Source organism: Blastococcus sp. TF02A-35 (assembly GCF_004571075.1).
Taxonomy (GTDB): domain Bacteria; phylum Actinomycetota; class Actinomycetes; order Mycobacteriales; family Geodermatophilaceae; genus Blastococcus.
In genome coordinates this window covers 26,421-44,828 of record NZ_SPQP01000017.1, presented here as the reverse complement: position 1 = coordinate 44,828, position 18,408 = coordinate 26,421, and the positions used below count along the sequence as shown (strand labels likewise).

25 protein-coding genes are annotated in these 18,408 nt (G+C 68.9%); 11 read left to right on the top strand and 14 right to left on the bottom strand.

Features of this window, described 5'->3' with window-relative positions:
• The first annotated feature begins 109 nt into the window (after positions 1-109).
• The 3 genes from E4P43_RS10290 (at position 110) to E4P43_RS10280 (ending at position 2,278) form a co-directional block, all read left to right on the top strand.
• Positions 110-535 (top strand): ATP-binding protein, encoded by a 426-nt coding sequence (locus tag E4P43_RS10290; RefSeq protein ID WP_245159060.1) that lies wholly within the window; start codon positions 110-112, stop codon positions 533-535.
• 210 nt (positions 536-745) lie between these two features.
• Complete coding sequence (locus E4P43_RS10285; RefSeq protein ID WP_205730296.1) at positions 746-1,048, top strand: STAS domain-containing protein; 303 nt, start codon at positions 746-748, stop codon at positions 1,046-1,048.
• A 354-nt stretch (positions 1,049-1,402) separates the two neighbouring features.
• On the top strand, positions 1,403-2,278 hold the full coding sequence (locus tag E4P43_RS10280) for a GGDEF domain-containing protein (protein WP_135145361.1): 876 nt from the start codon (positions 1,403-1,405) through the stop codon (positions 2,276-2,278).
• 852 nt (positions 2,279-3,130) lie between these two features.
• Here the strand turns inward: E4P43_RS10280 and E4P43_RS10275 are convergent.
• Positions 3,131-3,334 (bottom strand): hypothetical protein, encoded by a 204-nt coding sequence (locus E4P43_RS10275; protein WP_135145360.1) that lies wholly within the window; start codon positions 3,332-3,334, stop codon positions 3,131-3,133.
• A gap of 146 nt (positions 3,335-3,480) precedes the next feature.
• On the opposite strand from E4P43_RS10275, the gene E4P43_RS10270 reads away from it, so the two are divergent.
• Complete coding sequence (locus E4P43_RS10270; RefSeq protein ID WP_135145359.1) at positions 3,481-3,927, top strand: helix-turn-helix domain-containing protein; 447 nt, start codon at positions 3,481-3,483, stop codon at positions 3,925-3,927.
• On the opposite strand, the gene E4P43_RS10265 is transcribed toward E4P43_RS10270, so the two are convergent.
• On the bottom strand, positions 3,924-4,157 hold the full coding sequence (locus E4P43_RS10265; protein WP_135145358.1) for a hypothetical protein: 234 nt from the start codon (positions 4,155-4,157) through the stop codon (positions 3,924-3,926). The two genes, E4P43_RS10270 and E4P43_RS10265, sit on opposite strands and share 4 nt — an antisense overlap.
• A gap of 96 nt (positions 4,158-4,253) precedes the next feature.
• Between E4P43_RS10265 and E4P43_RS10260 the strand changes: the two genes are divergently transcribed.
• Positions 4,254-5,459, top strand: coding sequence for a PP2C family protein-serine/threonine phosphatase (locus tag E4P43_RS10260; RefSeq protein WP_135145357.1), 1,206 nt, complete (start codon positions 4,254-4,256; stop codon positions 5,457-5,459).
• Positions 5,460-5,619: 160 nt separating this feature from the next.
• On the opposite strand, the gene E4P43_RS10255 is transcribed toward E4P43_RS10260, so the two are convergent.
• Entirely contained in the window at positions 5,620-6,090 is a 471-nt protein-coding gene (locus E4P43_RS10255) for a hypothetical protein (protein ID WP_135145356.1), read from the bottom strand.
• A gap of 28 nt (positions 6,091-6,118) precedes the next feature.
• Complete coding sequence (locus E4P43_RS10250) at positions 6,119-6,655, bottom strand: hypothetical protein (protein WP_135145355.1); 537 nt, start codon at positions 6,653-6,655, stop codon at positions 6,119-6,121.
• A gap of 238 nt (positions 6,656-6,893) precedes the next feature.
• Between E4P43_RS10250 and E4P43_RS10245 the strand changes: the two genes are divergently transcribed.
• Positions 6,894-7,355, top strand: a complete 462-nt coding sequence (locus E4P43_RS10245; protein ID WP_135145354.1) for a MarR family transcriptional regulator — start codon at positions 6,894-6,896, stop codon at positions 7,353-7,355.
• A gap of 419 nt (positions 7,356-7,774) precedes the next feature.
• Here E4P43_RS10245 and E4P43_RS10235 read toward each other — a convergent pair whose 3' ends face one another.
• Complete coding sequence (locus E4P43_RS10235) at positions 7,775-8,437, bottom strand: TetR/AcrR family transcriptional regulator C-terminal domain-containing protein (RefSeq protein WP_245159059.1); 663 nt, start codon at positions 8,435-8,437, stop codon at positions 7,775-7,777.
• Positions 8,438-8,884: 447 nt separating this feature from the next.
• Between E4P43_RS10235 and E4P43_RS10230 the strand changes: the two genes are divergently transcribed.
• From E4P43_RS10230 to E4P43_RS10215, 4 genes are all read left to right on the top strand, one after another.
• On the top strand, positions 8,885-9,706 hold the full coding sequence (locus E4P43_RS10230) for a PRC and DUF2382 domain-containing protein (RefSeq protein WP_135145353.1): 822 nt from the start codon (positions 8,885-8,887) through the stop codon (positions 9,704-9,706).
• Between the two features lie 344 nt (positions 9,707-10,050).
• On the top strand, positions 10,051-10,686 hold the full coding sequence (locus E4P43_RS10225; protein ID WP_135145352.1) for a hypothetical protein: 636 nt from the start codon (positions 10,051-10,053) through the stop codon (positions 10,684-10,686).
• A 73-nt stretch (positions 10,687-10,759) separates the two neighbouring features.
• A complete protein-coding gene (gene tal / locus E4P43_RS10220) occupies positions 10,760-12,250 on the top strand; it encodes a transaldolase (RefSeq protein ID WP_209313824.1) in 1,491 nt (496 codons plus the stop codon).
• Positions 12,251-12,569: 319 nt separating this feature from the next.
• The gene (locus E4P43_RS10215) at positions 12,570-13,112 is read left to right on the top strand and encodes a hypothetical protein (RefSeq protein ID WP_135145351.1); all 543 of its coding nucleotides are present in this window, start codon (positions 12,570-12,572) and stop codon (positions 13,110-13,112) included.
• A gap of 249 nt (positions 13,113-13,361) precedes the next feature.
• Here the strand turns inward: E4P43_RS10215 and E4P43_RS10210 are convergent, their stop codons facing one another.
• The 9 genes from E4P43_RS10210 to E4P43_RS10165 all read right to left on the bottom strand — a co-directional run bounded on the left by E4P43_RS10210 (position 13,362) and on the right by E4P43_RS10165 (position 17,665).
• Positions 13,362-13,673 carry a hypothetical protein gene (locus tag E4P43_RS10210; RefSeq protein ID WP_135145350.1) on the bottom strand — a complete coding sequence of 104 codons (312 nt, stop codon included), beginning with the start codon at positions 13,671-13,673 and terminating at the stop codon, positions 13,362-13,364.
• A 74-nt stretch (positions 13,674-13,747) separates the two neighbouring features.
• On the bottom strand, positions 13,748-13,960 hold the full coding sequence (locus tag E4P43_RS10205; RefSeq protein WP_135145349.1) for a hypothetical protein: 213 nt from the start codon (positions 13,958-13,960) through the stop codon (positions 13,748-13,750).
• Positions 13,961-14,103: 143 nt separating this feature from the next.
• Complete coding sequence (locus tag E4P43_RS10200) at positions 14,104-14,376, bottom strand: GlsB/YeaQ/YmgE family stress response membrane protein (protein WP_113801749.1); 273 nt, start codon at positions 14,374-14,376, stop codon at positions 14,104-14,106.
• 432 nt (positions 14,377-14,808) lie between these two features.
• Positions 14,809-15,381 carry an alkaline shock response membrane anchor protein AmaP gene (gene amaP, locus E4P43_RS10195; RefSeq protein WP_113801750.1) on the bottom strand — a complete coding sequence of 191 codons (573 nt, stop codon included), beginning with the start codon at positions 15,379-15,381 and terminating at the stop codon, positions 14,809-14,811.
• The gene (locus E4P43_RS10190; RefSeq protein WP_113801751.1) at positions 15,378-15,908 is read right to left on the bottom strand and encodes a DUF6286 domain-containing protein; all 531 of its coding nucleotides are present in this window, start codon (positions 15,906-15,908) and stop codon (positions 15,378-15,380) included. The genes amaP and E4P43_RS10190 overlap by 4 nt, the downstream gene beginning before the upstream one ends.
• Before the next feature lie 25 nt (positions 15,909-15,933).
• Positions 15,934-16,380, bottom strand: coding sequence for an Asp23/Gls24 family envelope stress response protein (locus E4P43_RS10185; RefSeq protein ID WP_135145348.1), 447 nt, complete (start codon positions 16,378-16,380; stop codon positions 15,934-15,936).
• Positions 16,377-16,556, bottom strand: coding sequence for a hypothetical protein (locus E4P43_RS10180; RefSeq protein ID WP_135145347.1), 180 nt, complete (start codon positions 16,554-16,556; stop codon positions 16,377-16,379). The genes E4P43_RS10185 and E4P43_RS10180 overlap by 4 nt, the downstream gene beginning before the upstream one ends.
• A gap of 273 nt (positions 16,557-16,829) precedes the next feature.
• Positions 16,830-17,168 (bottom strand): hypothetical protein, encoded by a 339-nt coding sequence (locus E4P43_RS10170; RefSeq protein WP_135145345.1) that lies wholly within the window; start codon positions 17,166-17,168, stop codon positions 16,830-16,832.
• Positions 17,169-17,203: 35 nt separating this feature from the next.
• The gene (locus E4P43_RS10165; protein ID WP_135145344.1) at positions 17,204-17,665 is read right to left on the bottom strand and encodes an Asp23/Gls24 family envelope stress response protein; all 462 of its coding nucleotides are present in this window, start codon (positions 17,663-17,665) and stop codon (positions 17,204-17,206) included.
• Between the two features lie 160 nt (positions 17,666-17,825).
• Between E4P43_RS10165 and E4P43_RS10160 the strand changes: the two genes are divergently transcribed.
• On the top strand, positions 17,826-18,404 hold the full coding sequence (locus tag E4P43_RS10160) for an RNA polymerase sigma factor (RefSeq protein ID WP_135145343.1): 579 nt from the start codon (positions 17,826-17,828) through the stop codon (positions 18,402-18,404).
• Positions 18,405-18,408 lie beyond the last annotated feature (4 nt).

Genomic DNA, 18,408 nt, shown 5'->3' with positions numbered 1-18,408 from the left:
GTCGCGTCACCAGCCAGCTTATCGATCGCGCGCAGGGGTAGGTCAGCGGAAACCGATTCCGATGGAAGTGAATGTGAGCGAGCAACATTGGGTGCAGCAGCCGCCTCCCGTGATCACGGGCAACATCTGGACCTGGCAACTGGAAAGCACCGATCAACTGCCTGCCGTGCGTGCGGAGCTTCGTGGCCTGCTCTCGCTGGTGAGCCGTCTTGAGCCGGTGAGCGACATCGAGTTCGAGGAAAAGTTTCTGCTGGCCTTCGATGAGTTGGCGTCCAACGCACTGCGGCACGGCGGCCGCCCCGTGCGCGCTCGAGTCTCATTTGGCTCCGAAGGGCTACTGGTCGAAGTAAGTGACTCCGCCGCCACCAGTCCGCCGACGCCGGCCGTCGGCCGAGACCCATCTCAGGGTGGCCTGGGTCTCGGGCTCGTGGCTGCACTGGCCTCTGCGCACGGATGGGTGACGCAGGCCGAGCGCAAGCTTGTGTGGGCGTTCTGCCGAAGGATGGCTCCGCGACGTCGCGGCGCCTTCGGCTGACCGAGCACTCGACCGGTACGGGGGTATCCCGCCGCCGGCGTACGCAGCAGGAAGATCCCCGCAACTCGGGCTCATTCGCTGCCTTGGTCGCACTCCTCGGCCGGTACACCTGCTTCCCGAGCGGCTGTTTACGATGTACACGCAACGCTCCATGAGCAGAAGGAAGCACGATCCGTGAACTCCGCACCCCCACATCCACCAGGGTCCATCGTGGTCGGCTACACGGACGCCGGTCCCGTCCTGCAGCTGCATGGCGAGATCGATGTGGCTGTGGTCGCTGCATTCAACGCCTCCGCGCCTGACGACATCGCAGCACTGAGGAACGACACCCGCCTCTCGGTGAATGCGTCCGCTGTCACGTTCATGGACTCCAGCGGACTAGCTTTTTTGGTCCGCATGACGCTGGCGAGCCGGGCCGATGGCGGACGCCCTGCGCTGCACCGTCCGAGCAAATCCGTACGGAAGATCCTGGATCTGACTGGACTCCATGGCTTGTTCGACGTAAAACCGTGAGGAAGCCGACCGTCTCGCGGGCACGCTCGGCCTCCTGACGGTCACCCCAGCCTTTCGAGCCACCGCTCCGCTCGCTCGAGCCCATTCGACGCAGCTTCGTGCGCGCGTATGGAACCGGATGCCCTGATCCAGCACGGAGCTCCACCAGCGTGCATCTCCTCAAGTGCGGCGACGCATGGGTGCGCACTGTTGGCCTGAGCACTCGATGCCGAGCGGATGCTCTTGCTGAAGCAACCCAAGGCGCTCAAGTAACGATCGATCGGAGCCGATCTTCAGAGTCCAAGGACAACGAGCGCGGGAGGTGGGCACAGTGGTCGCCGGACGCTGCGTCACACCTCGTCAGCAGGTCGCCACATGATCGACCCACTGCGGAAACGAGTACGCCGTGACGCAGGAGCGGTAGCACTGGCGACGGTGATCCTTGCTTGCCTGAGCCTCGCTCGTGACCTGCCTGCGCACATCGCCACCTGGTCCGCAGCGCACTTTCCACTCGGTGACGACGTCATTCTGGTGATCGCCGGCGCGCACGCCTTCATGTTGATATTCGGTCTTCGACGCGCGAAGGACCTGAGAAGTCAGGCGGCAGAGCGGCAATCTGCGGTCGCGGAGCTGCGACATCGCGCAACCCACGATCCCCTGACTAACCTCTACAACCGGTCAGAAATCATTTCTCACCTCGAAGAGGCCCTGGCAGAAACCGACCCAGTCTGGCGAGGAGCTGTACTGCTCATCGACCTCGATGGATTCAAGGGGGTCAACGACAGCTTCGGCCACCACGCGGGCGATCGGGTCCTGGCTGCGGTTGCCTTACGCATGTCGGGCGAGTTTCGCGCCGATGCCCGGGTCGGGCGGCTCGGCGGCGATGAGTTCGTCATCGTGCTCCCGGAATCGAGCCTTCCGTTGGTGGCGGACGTTGCACGCCGTCTCATCGAAGTCATTCGGCAGCCCTACGCGGTGGACGGCCATCGCGTGACCATCGGCGCCAGCGTTGGGGTCGCGCGCGTGACTGGATACGACGCGTCAGGGGCGCCGGACCAGGTCCCTCGTCCCGAGCAGCCAACGGCTCGCGCTGCGGCACTGCTGCGACAAGCCGACGCTGCCATGTATCACGCGAAGCGCACACGCTCCGGGCTTCATGTTCACGATGCTGTGGACCCGGACGGATGGGGCTGGCCAGACGCCGAGGCTTCTGCACCCCAATACGGAACCGATTCGGCTGGCAAAACCTGACATCTGCGGATGGGTTCAGACGCCCCGCACAAATGACCCGTTACCCCTGCGCGTCGATCTCCGTGGTGACCTGGCACCTGCGTTGAGGTGCACATGCTCTTTCTTCCAACCGGCGTATAGCGCTGACACGAGCACCGACGTCGCTTCGGCACGAATTGACCCGCCTGCGGCTCGACCGCCATTTCCTCTAATCTCTGACCACAACCGTCTGACGCCTCGGCGAACCGGACGGTCACGTCGATCAGTCTTCCGACGCCGTCTACCGCCGCACGGCGGCGGAGATCCGACGAAGACTGGTCCGTAGTGCCCGGGCCCCGGTCGCCTCGCCGGCGCGTTCCGATGGCGCTCGACGCGCTGGTGCGACAGCAGCGACTTATTGACTATGGAGCTGAGCTATGGCTTGCACCCCAAGTCGAGGAACCGCCCACCAACCGACGCACCCCATGACCACCTAGACGATGTCGTGCACGTACCGGTCGGCCGCCCGCTCGAGTGCATTAGCGAGTTGGCGAGCCGATCGGCACTCGACCCATGCTGGGTGCTGCCAGACCAGCGGCTGTCCGCGTCCAGTCAACGCAAGGCGGCACTCGTCGGGCGAGCCGGCTAGCAGCCAAGCGTCCACGTCGGGAAGGTCAAACGTCAGCCCGGCCGCGGTTAGCGCCTCGGCCGCTGCGCGCAGCCCAGCCCGGAGCTCAGCGATGGCGGCCGGGTCGTTGCGTACACGGCGGACGGCCGAGGACCAAAGATCTGCAACTGACATGGAGGTCAGGAGGTGTCGGTGGACGACGGCCGCGCGATACCGGACTTCTTGACGACCCTGCCGTCCGACCAGGTGTTCGCCTCTTGCCACACTTACTTCTGCGGGCGGGGAACCCATGTGCGGAGCTCGGCCCAGGCGCCCTCGTCGCCCCGCTGCACCTGCAGGGTGAACACCGCGGCCACACCGACGCGCCCGTGCGTCCAGTCTCGAGCCTCGCGAACAGCCTTCGCGTCGTCGTCGGTCTCGAACGAGACCAGCTCCTTGTCCTCGTCGTCGACGAGCCGGTACAACCCCACGGACGCGCCCCAATCCCCCACTTGCCTTCACGTTGCCACAACTCATCCGTGAAACGCGTGTCAGGTTACATGACACTCCAGAGCCTTGACCGGGTAATTCGCGCCACGACAATGCGTTTTCGTCACGGGTGCTTATGGTGGGTGAGATGACGGCACGGCGAGTTGGCGCACGGCCCCCACTCGCGCGACTGCTACTCCTGGCCAGCCGCTGGTTCGACGAGCAGTCGCGCGCCGAACTCGAACGTCGCGGCTGGCCGAAACTGTCCGCGGCGCAGACCGCCGTGTTTGCTCATCTCAGCGACTTCCCCGTCCATCCCGCCGAGCTCGCGCGGCGACTGGGCAACACCAGGCAGGCCACTGCCGACCTCGTCCAGGGCCTCGTCCGGCTCGGGCTGCTGGAGATGCTCGATGACCCGACTCGCCGCGGCGGCCGGCTCGTCTGTGTGCCCCAGCGGGGACTGCAGCTGGCCAGGGACGCCTACGCCATCCTGCTCGAGCTCGAGGAACAGCTGGCCGACGCCGATGTCGTCGACCAGCTGCACGGGCTGCTGACCAACCTCCCGGCGATCGGAACCGGCCGCAGCGCGCCCTAGGTCCCGTAGCCGCGCAGCGGCAGAACCCCCCGCTCCGGCACCCAGGCACGCACCGTCGACCAACGACGGTCGATCTCCCGCTCCAGCAGGAACGTCGCGAAGCAGCCTCGAGGAGGCTCCGGGAGTCGGCAGGACGTCTCGCGGGCCTGCTGTTCGGCGGCGTCATCGTCGACGGCGTCGAAGACAACGGACTGCGTCCGCTCGAGCGCTACGAGGCGGTAGGTAGGCACCCGACTCAGAGTAGTGAGCAACGTCGCATTCCGCAGGAACCAATCAGGTGGCCCGCCATGATGTGACACCCCGCTTATCCGGATACGTTGCCCGACGTGATCGACGTCGACCCACTGCAGGCTCTGCTCGACGACATCCACCTGCTGGCACCCGACCAACTCTCAGCGGTGGTCGCGCGTCGTGCCGGCCAGCTCGGCGCCGCCGAGACCGTCATCTACCTGACCGATTACGAGCAGCTCCTTCTGCAACCCATCCGCGGCGAAGGCGTGCCCGTGCGGCAGGAGCTCAGCGTCGACGGCACGGTCGGCGGCCGGGCGTTCCGCCGGGTCGAGGTGCAGTCCACCCGCATCAACCCACGCGCGCGCCGACTGTGGATCCCCCTGGTCGACGGGGTGCAGCGCGTGGGCGTCGTCGAGATGCTGGTCACGGATCTCACGCCGGAGCTGGAGGGCCGACTGCGGGCGTTCGCAGGCCTGGTCGCCGAGCTGCTCGTCGTCAACGGCCAGTACACCGACATCTTCGCCCAGCTCCGCCGCCGAAAGACCCTCAGCCTGGCCGCGGAGATCCAGTGGGACCTGCTGCCGCCGCTGACCTTCGCCTCCGACCGCGTGGTGATCGCCGGCGCGCTGGAGCCGGCCTACGACATCGGCGGGGACACCTTCGACTACGCCGTCAACGGCCCCAATGCAGACCTCATGGTGCTGGATGCGGTCGGGCACGGCCTGCCCGCTGCTCTGCTGGCCTCGGCCGCGGTCGGCGCCTACCGCCACGCCCGCCGTAACGCATGGGACCTGCCCGACATCGCCGCAGCCATCAACCGCGTCATCGCCAGCGAGTTCAGCGGCAGCCGGTTCGCCACCGCCGCCATCGCCCGCCTGCATCTGGACACCGGCCAGCTGCGATGGGTCAACGCAGGCCACCCCACGCCGCTCATCGTCCGCGACGGCGCCCTGCTGGACCCCGGGCCGTGCAAGCCACACCCACCACTGGGGCTCCAGCTCCGAAAGCCCGACGTCTGCGTGACCCAGCTCCACCCCGGCGACCGCGTCGTCCTCTACACCGACGGCATCGTGGAGGCCCGCTCCCCGGAGGGGGAGTTCTTCGGCGAGGACAGGCTGGGCGATTTCATCGACCGCGCCGCGGCCGACGGCGACCCGGCACCGGAGACTCTCCGCCGGCTCATGCGCCGCGTGCTGGACCACCAGGCCGACCACCTGCAGGACGACGCCAGCATCGTGCTGCTGGAGTGGCGGACCGGCAACGAGCGGCAACTCGCCGACCTCGGGCCCACCACGGCCTAGTCCCCTATCGCACCGGCGAGCCGGTGAGAGCGAACTGGAAGCGATCTCGTGAAACTTGACGTGCCCAGCGTTCGTCGCCGCTCCCGCACCGTCGGCAGCCGCGCCTTGGCTCCTCCCAATAGCGTCGATAGGGGGCAGCACGCCTGGCGTTCCTCTTGCGTCAGTTGAACGCTGGGGTCCAGTCCGACGGCTGTCCTCGCCAGTTGCCGTAGACGGGGGTGACCGAGTAGCGGACGGTTCCGAGGGTGACCAGTGATTCGTCGGTGCAGGTCTGGGTGGATGCCATGGTGTCCACGGGCACGTACCGACTGCTGGTGGACAGGCCGGCGCAGCTGCCGCCGGACAGCAGGGCCTGACCCAGCAGACTGGAGCTGCGATTGATGATGTACCCCGTGGCGGGTCGTCCGGCCTGCAGCCAGGCGGTGGGCCAGGTGATCGTGTAGGCCCGTCCGACCGCACCGAGGCTCACGCCGTGAACGCTCACGGGTATGGTGCCGGTCGGCATGGCCATGGCCTTCTGGGTGGCCGGCCCGACGCCGGTCGTGGCCCAGGCCGCCTCCGCCGAGGGCGTGACGCCGAGCACGAGCACGGCGGAGGCGGCGAGCAGCAGGCTCGCGAGACGGGCCAGCACGGGAGGGTCCTCTCGGTCGGTGGTGCCGTCAGGCCGACGCCGCGGTGAGCGTCAGCGTCAGGCTGATCGCGGCGCCCTGGCAGCCGTCCTCGGCGGAGGAGATCATCTCGATCGCGCCGGGGATGTCCACGGCCGTGGGCGAGGAGTTGGCCGCGAGGCTGATGGGCGTGGTCAGCGTCATCGGCCCGGGGGTGGAGGCGATGACGCTTCCGGCGGCGCAGGTCTTGCCGCTGGCCGGTGTGATGGTGATCGCGCCGACGGTGGCCTGCGTGATCCGCACCGGATAGGCATTGGGGTTGGCCACCGTGGTGTGCACGGCGCCGACGGTGCCGTTGCCGTAGCCGCCGGCGGGCTTGGGGTACAGCGTGCCGACCGGTGTTCCCGGGCCGACGACCAGGCTGTCGGCGGTGGTGGCCTGCGCGGTGGCGGCACCGGTCCCACTCGTCGTCCAGGCTGCCCAGGCGACGCCGCCGCCGATGAGCAGCACGGTGGTGGAGAGGACGACGCCGACGCGCTTGCGGGTGCGACGAGCGGGCGTGCCGTGGTTGTGGGTGCAGGCGCACATGGCGGTCTCCATTCCTTGGTCGACCACCGTCCGTGGTGGTCGGAGTTTCGGAACCGGTATGGTTCTCTCGTACACAAGACATCGGCACGCATAAGAGTTGCTTGAGAAATTTTCGGCGTGCGGCGGTCACTCTTTAGAGGGGGCCGTCCCTCAGTGGGCGTTTGCCCCATCTGCACCAGGGGCACCGTGACACGTTCGATTTCGCTCGCGCGCAACCTTTGTGCCGTTGACTGCCCCCATGGACACGGTTCCGCAGCCGAGCACGCTCCTCGACGACCAAATCTGCTTCGCGCTGTACTCAGCCTCGAGAGCAGTGACCGCCCGCTACCGCCCGATGCTCGACGACCTGGGCATCACCTACCCGCAGTGGCTGGCGTTGATGGCGCTGTGGGAGACCGACGGCATGACAGTCAACGGGCTCGGTGCCCGGCTAGGCCTGGACTCGGGCACGATGTCCCCGCTCATCAAGCGCCTCGAAGCGCTCGACCTGATCACCAGGCACCGTTCCACTGACGACGAGCGGCTGGTCCTGGTGCGACTCACGGACGCCGGCCGCGCCCTCGAGGACCCCTCGTGCTCGCTGTCGCAGATGATGATCGACGAGCTGGGCATGACCGTCGCCGAGTTCGCCGAGCTCAAGTCCGTCTTGGAGAACATCGCCCAGCGCATGGGCCGCCCGATGTCCACGAGCCGCACCTAGCTCTGGCTCAAGGTGGAGGCTTCGTCCAGTCCGCATGGTCGCCGAGCAAGCCGCTCGACGCTGATCAGGACCGCCGTCGTCGGCGTGTCCTGCAGCACCATCCGACCTGCTCCAGGACGACGGCATGAGGGCGCGGGAGGCGGACCCCGAGCCCCGCGACGATCAGCTGCCGGCGGAAGGCGCGCTGAGCATCAGCACCCAGCGCTCGATGTCGTGATGCACGAAGCCGATGTCGGCCAGGACCTGCTGCCTGCCCGCTCCGCCGGGGTCGAGCGTGAGGACCTCTTCTCAGAGCCCTTGGTCGAGTGCCAGCTGCAGTCTGCAGATGCCCGGCTCGACGGGCTCGCCGGCGACCCAGCTGACCTGGCAATGGCTGGGCTGCCGGACCTTCACGCTGGTGTCGGTGGCACCGCGAGGCGTCAGCGACTGCGTCGGCCGGAACGCTGAGACTGCAGCAACCGCTCGAGGCGGTCGAGAAGGTTCTCCAGAGACTCCTCGAACTCGGCTGCGGACTCATCCCGGGACAGGAGCGGTTCCACCCGCAGAAGGTGGGGGTACTCGCTCAGATCCGTGGTCGACTCCTGCTCGGCAGCCTCCTTGTCCCGCGAGCTGATCGGAACGCCCAACTGGGACACCTCCAGCAGGAGGTGACCGAGAAGGAAGCTGGTGTAGGCCCGGTAGGCGGCCACCGCAGACTCGTCGGTGAACCCGTGCTCGGCGAGCGCGTCGAGGAAGGACTCCACCCAGCGCAGGCTGCGCAGCGGAGGGCGGACCCAGGGAGCCGCCGGTGGCCTCGTGGCGATCAGCGGAAAGACGGCGGGATGGGCCAGCGCGATGCGCCGCAAACCGTGCGCGAGGCGCTGCAAAAAGTCCTGCCAACCGTGCGTCGGCCGCAGGTGGACGTCCGGGTCTCCGTAGAGCTCGTCGATGACGATCTCCACCACCCCGTCGAGCAGTGCGTCCCGGCCCGAGACGTGGCGATACAGCGCCATGCCCTCCACGCCGAGATAGGCCCCCAGACCGCGCATCGTCAGGGCGTCGAGGCCGTTCTCGTCGATGAACGCGAGCGCCGCTCCCAGCACCCGCCTCCGATCCAACGAGGTTCGCCCAGCTCCTGGTGGTGCCGCCGGGATGGTCGCAGCCGCCCCGCCACGCGCCTCTGGGGTATCTGCATCGACGGGACCGTCTGATCCGCTCACGGAACCCCCACGTCGCCTGTCTGATTCCTCTGCAGCCATGGCGCCCAGTCTTCCCGACGTCGGCCGCTGCTCGCCCCGTGAAGGCGTCACCGACCATGCGGCCCCCTTGTACCGAACGCCGCCAACCCCCAGCGACGGTGGAGAGATCCAGTCATCCGGGTTCGGCCCTTGCGCTGCGAAGTCGCAGATCGCCATGTTTACCCCGTAAGCAGATGGGCAGTTGAGTGCCCGCGGCTTGAGATCCCAGGCCGCCTGCAGCGCCCCCGGCGTCACCCCCTAGAGGGATGCGCGGCGCAACTTTCTGTCCCACCCTCACCCGCGAGGAGTCTCATGATCACCGAACAGCAGATCAGCCAGGTCATCGGCAGCACCGCGGTCGCCAGCGACGGCGGCAAGCTGGGCAAGGTCGGCGAGGTCTACCTCGACGACGAGACCGGGCAGCCGGAATGGGCGACGGTGAACACCGGCCTGTTCGGCACCAAGGAAACCTTCATCCCGCTGGCCCAAGCCGAGTTCTCCGGTGACCAGGTCCGCTTCCCGTACGAGAAGGCGACGGTCAAGGACGCTCCCCGCGTCGATGACGAGAGCGGCCACCTGTCTCCGGAGGAGGAGTCGGAGCTCTACCGCTACTACGGACTCGGCGGCACCCAGCCGGACACCGGCCTGGCTGCTGGCGGGAGCGACCGACCTGAGCGCCGCGACGCTGACGGCGACGGCGTGTTCGACGACGTCCAGGGCCGCACGGTCGGCCACGACACCTCCGGCCTCACCACCGACGACGCGATGACCCGCTCCGAGGAGCAGCTCAAGGTCGGCACCCAGCGGGTGGAGACGGGCAAGGCGCGGCTGCGCAAGTACGTGGTCACCGAGAACCAGACCGTGAACGTCCCCGTGTCGCGCGAAGAGGTGCGCCTGGAGCGGGAGCCGATCACCGACGCCAACGTCGGCAACGCGATGGATGGCCCGGCGATCTCCGAGGAGGAGCACGAGGTGGTGCTGCACGCCGAGCGTCCGGTCGTGCAGAAGGAGGCTGTGCCGGTGGAGCGCGTTCGCCTTGACGTCGACACGGTGACCGAGCAGCAGCAGGTAAGCGAAACGGTGCGCAAGGAGCAGATCGAGCTCGACACCGACGCGGTCGACCGCAACCGCTGAGTCACCGCTGGAGCCAGACGGAGGGGTCCTCTCCGTCTGGCTCCGCGATGGCTCCCTGCCACACGATCAGCTGGGCTCGAACCTGGAGCGAGGACCACTGTGGCCGAGGGGAAGCAGCGGCGCCCCGCGCCGACGCCGAACCTCGCGGGACCACCGGTCGATGGCGTCCGCATCGAGACCCAGTGGCACGACGGAGCCACCCGCACCATCAGTGCACCCCGGAGCCGCCCCGACGGCGGCGACACGGGCTGCCAGCGATGACCCCAGCAGAGCTGCACGACCAGGTCGGCGGACATCCAGCCCCGGTGACCGCTGCCCCGCCCCCACCGCACTCAGGAGCAACCATGCCCGACCACGACCGCACGCGATCCGATCTCGACGCCACCGCCTCCACCGAGGGGGCGCACGCCACCCGCGGCGCCGCCCGTGACGCCGTTGATGCCCAGCACGACCGCTACGGTGGCATCAAGTGGGGAGCGGCCTTCTTCGGCTGGCTCTCGGCGAACGGCCTGGCCGTCATCCTTCTCGCCATCCTGTCGGCGGCCGGCGTCGCCTTCGGCCTCACCCAGATCTCCTCCGCCGACCAGGCCGCCCAGCAGGCGACCGACCAGGCCGACACCATCGGCATCGCCGGTGGCATCGCCCTGACCGTCGTCCTCTTCCTGGCCTACCTCGCCGGCGGCTACGTGGCCGGTCGGATGGCCCGCTTCGACGGCCTCAAGCAGGGACTCGCCGTCTGGTTGATCGGTCTGCTCATCGTCGCCGCCCTGGCCATTGCCGGTGCCGTCCTCGGCTCGGAGTACAACGTGCTCTCCCAGCTCAACATGCCCACCGTCCCGGTCAGCGGCGATACCCTCACCACCGCTGGCATCATCGCCGGCATCGTGGCCCTGTTGATCACGCTGCTCGGCGCCCTCCTCGGCGGCAAGCTCGGTGAGCGCTACCACCGTAAGGTCGACCGCGCCGGCTTCGGCGCCTGAGCGCAGCCGGCCGACGCCCGTCGGACCGGTCTCCTCGAGCGGTCCGACGGGCGTCCCAGTGGGAAGAGCGACCATGTCGAACTCCGACGGCGAGCCCTCAGGCAACGTCATCCGTGGTCCGGACAGCTGGGACCGTGGCCACGAGGCCCGGGCCTACAGCGGCCCGGCTCACGGCCAGCAATGGCAGGTGATCGATCCGGAGCCGCCCGCCTGGGTCGAGCTGCCGGTCGGCGCCGCGTCAGCGCTGTATCGCCTGGTCCGCCAGCCCCGCTCACACCGGCCTGCGCGTGATCAGCTCGGCAACTACCTGTACGTCCCCATGACGGATGCCCCTCACGAGCCGATGGACGGACGAACGCCGGACAGCTCGTCGCCTCCATCCTCCATCGGCATCGACCCGCCGACGCGCATCCGCCGAGACCGGCATGCAGCCGACGGCGAAGACGACGAAGAGAGCCACGTGAGCACCTCGCTGCAGCGCCTGGCAGAAACCGGCCAGAGCGCCTGGATCGACCACCTGTCCCGCCGATTCCTCAAGGACGGCGGTCTTGCATCGCTGCTGGACCGCGGCGTCACCGGGCTCACCTCGAACCTGACGACCTTTCGCACCGCGATCGTCGAGGGAGACGCCTACGACGAGCAGCTGCGCGACGCGCTCGCCGCCGAGACCGACCCCAAGGAGGTGTTCTTGGCGCTGGCCATCGACGACATCCGCGCGGCCTGCGACGCCTTGGCCGGGGTGCACACCCGCAGCGATCAGACGCGGGACGGCTGGGTCTCCACGAGAGTGGATCCGCACCTGGCGCACGACACCGAAGCCACCGTTGCCGAGGCGGTCAGGCTGCACCGGCTCATCGACCGGCCCAACCTGTTGATCGAGATCCCGGGCACGGACGAGGGGGTCGCCGCCATCGAAGAGACGATCGCCGCCGGCATCCCGGTCAACGTCAGTATGCTGTTCTCCCTGGACCGGCACCGGGCCGCCGCGCACGCCTACATCCGCGGGCTCCGCAAGCTGCAGTCGGCCGGTGGCGACCTGCAGTCAGTGGCGTCGGTCGCCTCCTTCTCCGTGTCCCGGATCGACACCGAGGCCGACCGCTGGCTCGACGACCTCGGCAGCCACGAACACCTCAAGGGCACGCTGGCCATCGCCACCGCCAAGCTGGCCTACCAGACGTATCTGCTGATGTTCACCGGCGCGGTATGGGATGACCTGGCAGCCGCCGGCGCCTCGCCCCAGCGCTGCCTGTGGGCATCCACTGAAGCGAAGAACTCGGCCTACCGCGACGTCCGCTACCTCGAGAACCTGGTCGGCCCGCAGACGGTGACCTGCCTGCCTCGCGACACAGCCGAGGCCTTCCTCGACCACGGCACGGTCGCCGAGACGCTGACGGCCGATGTCGACGGCGCCCGCCGCACGCTGGAAGCGTTCACCGAGGCCGGCGTCGACTATGACGACCTGACCGCGGTGCTGGAGCAGGAGGGCGTGGAGGAGTTCGTCGCGTCCTTCGGTGAGCTCATGGCCGGCATCGCGGCCAAGCGCGACGAACTCATCCGGGACTAGGAGAGCCGCCAAGCCAGACGCCTTCTTCCGCCACGAGCTCGGCCAGCAGCTGCGGGGTGACTCGCTGCAGGAACTCCGGGGCCCACCTCGACGACGCGGGGCTCGCCCGGCTGAATCACTGACCGCTCGACCCACATCATCGTCCGCGCATCCCCCGCGCGGCCGTTCTCAAGACACCTACGCTCGGAGCTGACACATGCCCTCGACACCCCCTTCCTCCACCGGCCCGCAGGCCGGCGCCACCCCGGTCAGCGGCCGAAAGCCGACACGGAGACGGGCTGGCTGGCTCCTTCCGCTGCTGCTCCTCCTCGCTGCCGTCGTGATCGGCTCGCTGCTGCTCAGTCAGTGCGGCGACGGCGGCGACTCCGGCACCAGCGACTCGTCCGCGGGCACGGGTAGCAGCGCATCCACGTCTCCCGAGTCCGGCAGCACCTCCCCCAGCGGATCGAGCACCGCAAGCCCGAGCGACGGCGGCGCGAGCGGCCAGCCCGGCACCATCACGGCCGGCGACACCTCCGTGCTGCCGTTGACCGCAGGCGCCGATCCGGCCCCCGCCCTGGCACAGGTCTCGGGCCGCCCGGCCCAGGGCAGCGCGGTGCAGGTGCTGTCGGTCCCTGCCGACGAAGGATTCTGGGTGGGCACCTCCGACACGGAGCGGATCTGGGTCCAGCTGACCGGCAGCGGCGAGTCGCCCTACCAGGTGCAGGAAGGCGACACCGTGGACTTCCAAGGCACCGTCGTCGCCCACTCCTCCGGGTTCGCCCAGCAGGTGGGTCTCGAAGAGGCAGAAGGCGCCGCTCAGCTCGACGCCCAAGGCCACCACCTCGAGGTTGATAAGACGTCCGTCACCCTGGCCGACTGACGGCGGCCCGACACACTCAACAGCGGCAGCGGGTGCTCCCCACGATGGGGACCACCCGCTGCCGCTCATGTGGACCAGGTCAGGCGTTGTCAGGGTCAGAGGGCAAGTCGTCGTCCTGGGAGTCGTCCTCCCTGGTCAAGGTGACCCCCGAAATATCAGCCTCGGCTTCGCCGCTCAACCCTGGAGAGACGTCGCTTGCAGCGGTAGCTCTGGGGTTCTGCTCCGCTGGTGTCGTCATGGTGCTGCCTCTCACATCTGGATGATCAGGTCGCGCTGGCTCACGGTCGTGAGGCCCACTCCGCGAAGCCGCGGGAAGCCGGTCAGGTCTGGCTCGACGTGGGCGTCCTGCTGCTGCCGCGCATCAACCCGCGGAGTCAGCTTCGTCCCGGGCCTGGGCAAGCGGATCTCAACCGAACTTCGAGGCGTGACGCACGGCCCAGCGCGCCAGCGGAAGGCCACCGAGGGAGCCAGCGCCAGGACAAGCTCGGTGGCAACCAGCCGGAGGAGCACACTCAGCAGAAGTGCGACGACTTCCGCCGCGTAGCGGAATTCACGTCGCACGGAGGCCGTCGGCCGGCATGGCTCGACACGACGGAGCGTCGACGAGAGCCAGGACCTCGTGGTGCAGCTGCTCCTCAGTCGCCCGCAGAGCCATCGTCACCCGTTTCTCGTGCGGAGCCGGTCCTGAGGACGCTGATCGAGATCGGCAGCCCCACCGCCAGCACGGCAAGCATGAACGGTGCGATTCCCGCGGGCGACAGTTCGCCGGACGACAAGATCGCTGCCCCGGACATCGCGGCGACCGCACCCGCGGCCGCCAGGCTCAACCCCAACGACGCGGTCTCCACCGCGACGTCCTCGGAGGCTGCTTCTTTCCGGCCTGGACCATGATCGGTGCGGCGAACGCCGAGAGCAGAGCGGCCAGGGCGAAGAGTGCCACCGTCATGGGCTCGTCAGCTCCGGCGCAGTCTCGGGTTCGTCGAACCGGTGGTCAGCGGGATCGCGCGCCTCGTCGCCCGGTGACGGCGAGGTAGACGCCGAGCACCACGATGGCGCCGAAGATGGAGCCGATCCATCCGGCGGTGCCGAGTTCGAAGCCTCGACCGCTGATGAGGCCCCCGAGCAGGTTGCCGACCAGCGAACCGATGACGCCCAGCACGATGGTCATGGCGATGCTGAGGTCCTGCTTGCCGGGGATGACCGCTCGGGCGATGAGGCCGGCGACGAGGCCGATGACGAGCAGGACGATGATGTTCCAGATCACGATGTCTCCTGGGGATGGACCGGGACGAGTTCGACGAGTGCCCGGTGAACGGGTGATGACTTGCCGCACGTCATGTCTGCTGCAGGTCGTGCAACCCCGAGCCGGCAGCGGATCGGCGGTACTGCCGGTGCCGGCGGTCAGAGACCGGGCTTGCCGCCCAGACCACTGCCGACGTCGCCGAGCAGCTGCTTCGGGTCGATGCCGAACTTGCTGACCAGCCCGGCGTCCTCGTCCGTGTCGACCCTCTAGGAGCGGAGGAGCTCGAGGATCTAGTCCTTGAAAGCTGCACGAGAGGTCCTAGCAGGCGGCGGCACCCGGAACGCGGATACGACGTAAACGCCCATGCCCACAACACGCCGAGTTGTCACCCAGTCATAGGCGAATTCCCAGAATTTCGACCAGCGCAAGGCGTGCCACAGCCGGGATCGTGGGTCAGAGGAGGCCGCGTCCACCCGACCGGGTCCGACCCGGCCGGAGCTCGATGTCGATGGGCAGCTGCGGGTCGTCCAGAGCCTGCCGCATGTTGCTGACCAACCGGTCCTCCAAGGCCTGCCGGACCTCGGCGATGTCGGCGTAGTCGGTCAGGTCCACGGCCAGGGCGACCCGTCGACCCCCTCGGTCGAGCACGTGCGCCGATGCCCCGGCGACGCCGCGCAGGCTCTCGGCCTCGGCCTCCATGGCATCGGCGAGCGCACTGGTGTGGACGGTCGTGAGTCCGTCGCGGTCGTCGGTGGTCAGCTCCAGGCGCCCGATCCGGTCGGTGCGCAGCTGGGCCAGCAGCCATCGGAGCCCGAGCAGGGCCAGCAGGAGGCAGACGGTAGCGACGGCCCACCAGAACCACGGCTGATTCCGGGCGAAGTCGCGCACGGGCTGCGGCAGAACGGGCTGATCGCCATCGCCGAAGGCCCCGAAACCCAGGGCCAGCCCGAGCCCGCCGGCCGCGAGCAGGAGCAACCCCAGCAATGCCAGGATCGTGCGGTTGACGCCATTGACACGTGAGCTCATCGCGAGGACTTTCCAGAGACGGTGACGCGCGGACGGAGGACGTCGGACAGCCCGAGCTCGTCGAGCCGCTCGGTCACAGCTGCGGTGACCGGCTGCTGCAGCTCTTGCGGGGAGCGCATGGCCGTGGCTGCCTTCACCCGCACGGTGCGACGTCCGGCCTTGGCGCTGGCGGTCTTCACGCCGTCAGCTCGACGCGCAGCGGTGGACAGGGATCGCTCGATACCGCGGCGCGAGGCGGTGACGCGAACCCCGTCGGTGCGACCCGGCAGGGTGAGAGAGCCGGGCTTGCCGCGGCGGAGGGCGACCACCAGCAGGAGCAGCCCGATGATGATCAGGCCGATGAGGATGGCGCGGACGACGCCGCCGGTGAAGGACTGTTCACCCAGCCACGTGCTCCACATCGGGTGGGGGACCAACCAGTACGGACGCCCCAGGGCGGCCAGGACGATCTCCACGACGGCGAGGAGGCCGCCGAAGAGGAGCGCCAGCGCCAGCACCGTCGCGATGACCCGGTTCACGATGGACATGGACACTCCTTGGTCGAGTCGGGGCTCACTGGACGCGTCGCCGATGGGCGGAGGGCGTGCTCAGGCTGACGACGTCGATGTCGACGTGGGCGACCCGGACGCCGGTGATGTGCTCGACATCCTTGCGGACCCGCTCGCGCACCCGGCTGGCTACGGTGCGGACCGAGGCGGGCCAGCCGATCGCCACGGTCGCGTCGACCGTGGCGGTGTGCCCGTCGACGCGAGCGTCGACGGACGCCTCCTTGTCCGGGCGGGCGTCCCCGACGTTGATGCCGAGCAGCCGGCGTGGAGCGGCGGTCGCACCCTCGACCTGCGTGACCGCATAGCCGGCGACTCGCTCGACGACACGGTCGGCGATCTCGAGGGTGCCCCGCTCGGCGGGGTCGCCGAGCTCCGGGAGGGCGGCGCCGTGTTCGTCCGGCCCGGAGGTGGCCTGCGGGCCATCGGGGGGAAGTGTGACGGCGCTGCTCACCGCGGACCGCGCCCACCGAGGTAGGGCGTGAGGTCGAGCTGACCGGACACCACCTTGCCGATCACGAAGCCGATGACACCGAGCACCGCGGTTCCGACGAAGGCGTCGAAGCCGCCGATGACCCAGGCGATACCGAGCAGCAGACCGGTGAACAGACCCACGACGGTGGGTGGCATGGCAACCTCCAGGACAAGACGGGTTCAGGGCAGTTCAGACAACGCGCCGTGGTCTGCGGCGCCGGTGGAACCAGGCGGCGATCCTGGCGAGACCCCGGGGCCGGCGGACGAAGCGGATGTCGTCCGCCGGCCGGGGACCTGCTCTGCGGGCTCGCCCCTCGAGTTCCGCCATGACCCGGAGGAACTCGGACGGATCGCCCCCGAGGTCGGGATGGTGCGCGCGGAGCAGCGCGCGCCGTCGGCGACGCTCCTCCGGGTCGGTGGTCTCAGGCATCAGGCCTGCGCAACCCCCACACCGGACGGCCCGGGGGGCAGGGCCGGCGGCTGTTCTTCGGGCAGCTGGAGGTCCGCGATGTGCACGTCCACCGGCTGTCCGGCCACGAGCGGCTCGACCGCGCGACGCACCTGGTCGGCGATCGCGATGATCGGAACGCCCTGGACGGCCACGACCGACACCAACACGCGGCTGGGTTCGATCCGCACCCCGTCGACCCGACGCCCCGGTAGGTACGTTGCGACGTTCCGCAGGCCGCTGCCGCGGGACAGCGATGCGACGGCGGGGCAGGCGACCGCGGCAGCGGCGATGGCGTCGGCAAGCTCGGCCTCCGACATCGCCGCGACCGCGGCCGAAGCACTGGACGCTGAGGTCACTGGACCCGCGGAGGCTCCTGGGAGCCCTCGTCGTCGGACGGCAGGTGGATGTCGTTGACCGAGATGTTGACCTCGGTGACCTGCAGACCGGTCATCCCCTCGACCGACGCGATGACGTTTCGCCGGACCGACCGGGCGACATCGGCGATGGGGGCGCCGTACTCGGTGACCAGGTCCAGGTCGACCGCTGCCTGCTTCTCCCCGACCTCGACCGAAACGCCCTGACCGGCCGACTGCGTGGCGCCCGGGATGCGCTCGCGGAGCGCGCCGAGGGTGCGTGCCGCGCCGCCGCCGAGAGCGTAGACGCCGGACACCTCGCGCGCAGCCAGGCCGGCGATCTTCTGGACGACGTTGTCGGCGACGGTGGTGGTGCCCTGGCTGGTCTGCAGAGCCGACGGCGACGCCTGGGTGACAGCGCTCGACGACGCGGAGGTGCTAGAGCTCGGAGACTGCGTCACTGGGGAACCTCTTCTTCCGGGATGGGGGATAACGTCGTAAACCGACGGGCGACCGGGGCTGTGCCCTCGGGTCGCCGACTTACACCAGTTGGACACAACTGGATGTGGAAGGGTTACAGCTCATGGCGAAAAAGGTTCCGCGGAAGCGTGGGCTTCACCGGTGACCCGGGACGCAAACCCCATCGCCGGCCGCACCGACCCGATGGAGGAGCGCTGGGTCTCGCTGGCGAGGGAGGGCGACGAGGACGCCTTCGCATCGCTCGTCCGCGCGCACCAGGACCGGCTCTACCACGTGGCGCTGCGCCTGGTGGGGCATCCAGCGGACGCCCAGGACGCGGTGCAGGAGTGCCTCCTGCAGGCTTGGCAGCACCTGGACGGCTTCCGCGGTGAGGCGCAGTTCTCGACGTGGGTTACGCGCATCCTGATCAACCGCTGCCACAACGTGCTGCGGGCTCGCAAGCTCACCGTGCCCCTGCCCGACGACATCGGATCAGCCGAAGGACTACCCCAGGCGACGTCGGCAGAGGACCTGGCCGTGCGTGCTCAGCGCAGGGACGCCGTCCGCACCGCGGTGCTGTCGCTACCTTTCGACCAACGCGCGCCACTTGTCCTGACCGTCTTCGGCGGTTACACACACGCTGAAATGGGGCGCATTCTCGGCATCTCCGAGACAGCAGCCAAGGTAAGGGCGCATCGTGGGCGCAAGACCCTGCTGTCCCGGCTCCAGGAATGGAGGTGACTCC